Origin of the sequence: Flavobacterium lacus (genome assembly GCF_003268815.1) — a bacterium.
GTDB lineage: Bacteria > Bacteroidota > Bacteroidia > Flavobacteriales > Flavobacteriaceae > Flavobacterium > Flavobacterium lacus.
The window spans coordinates 1-1,376 of sequence record NZ_QLSV01000036.1 but is presented as its reverse complement, the minus strand read 5'-3'; the positions used below and the strand labels follow the sequence as shown (position 1 = coordinate 1,376).

Below are 1,376 nucleotides of genomic sequence, written 5' to 3'. Positions count from 1 at the left end.
TTTACACAAAAGTGTAACTTATGAAATCAAATCAAAAACTATTTACAACACAAACTAGACATTTATTTTCTGAAGAATATCGGAGAATGATTTGTGAACATTATTTGAATGGAAATTCATCAAAGGAAGAAATTAGAGCTCAATTTGATATAAAAGGTAAATCAAGTTTATTATATTGGCTACGTAAATTTGGTTATGTTGAATCCAATTACAAGCCAAATCAGGAATTACCATTTATGGCAAAATCAAAAAAAGAGACATCTAAAAGTCTTGAAAAAGAGAACGAAGATTTAAAGCTCCAGTTAGAGATGTACAAACGAATGATATCTATAGCTGAAAAGGAGTTTAAAATTTCAATTGTAAAAAAGTCAGATACCAAGTAATCCAAGAGATGAAAGACAATAATCCGAAAGTAAGCCTAATGCGGTTTTGTCGGTTGCTTGGTCTTACAAGACAATCCTATTATCAACATTTTTGGCAAGAAGAATTAGTTTCAATTGAACATGAACTAGTGTTGCAACGTGTATTGGAGATAAGAGAAAATCACAGACATATTGGAACAAGAAAACTCTATGAAATGCTTCAACCTTTTCTTTTAGAACATCAAATTAAAATTGGAAGAGATGCTTTATTTGATTTATTGGCATCAAATTGTTTATTGGTTCGTCGTAAAAAGAGAAAAATTACAACCACTGACTCTTATCATCGATTTAAAAAGTATCCCAACCTGATTAGAGACTTTGTGCCTCAAAAGTCTAATCAATTATGGGTTAGCGATATAACATATTGGAAAATCTCTAACGGTTTTGTATACATAAGCTTTATAACAGATGCTTATTCAAGGAAAATAGTTGGTTATCATGTAGCTCAAACCATGGAAGCCGTTGAAACAATTGAAGCGTTGAAAATGGCAATCTCTGGCTTTTTGAATGAGCCAGATTGCCCTTTTCAACTCACGCATCATTCAGACAGAGGTATGCAGTATTGCAGTGATATGTATGTTCGCTTACTAAAGAATAACAACATCAATATCAGCATGACAGAAAATGGTGATCCACTTGAAAATGCTATTGCTGAGAGAATAAATGGTATTATTAAAGAGGAATATTTAAATGATTACACAGTAGATACAATTGAACAAGCAAAGGAACTACTGTCTGCAGTAGTTAAATTATATAATAATGAAAGACCACATCAAAGTATTGGATTTTTAACGCCAAATCAAGTTCATGAAAAAAACATTAAAACAGAAAAATTATGGAAAAACTATTATCAAAAAAACACTATAATTGTAAACCAATTACAGGATTAAAAATGAACCGTAAACCAATACTAGGATTTAATTAAAAACTGTAAACTTTTTTTAGGACGATACA

Annotated in this window: 2 protein-coding genes; both read left to right on the top strand. The window is 30.6% G+C overall.

Features of this window, described 5'->3' with window-relative positions; genetic code table 11:
- The first annotated feature begins 20 nt into the window (after nt 1-20).
- On the top strand, nt 21-383 hold the full coding sequence (locus tag B0I10_RS15540; RefSeq protein WP_112087429.1) for a hypothetical protein: 363 nt from the start codon (nt 21-23) through the stop codon (nt 381-383).
- Nucleotides 384-391: 8 nt separating this feature from the next.
- Complete coding sequence (locus B0I10_RS15535; RefSeq protein WP_112087428.1) at nt 392-1,312, top strand: IS3 family transposase; 921 nt, start codon at nt 392-394, stop codon at nt 1,310-1,312.
- Nucleotides 1,313-1,376: the final 64 nt, after the last annotated feature.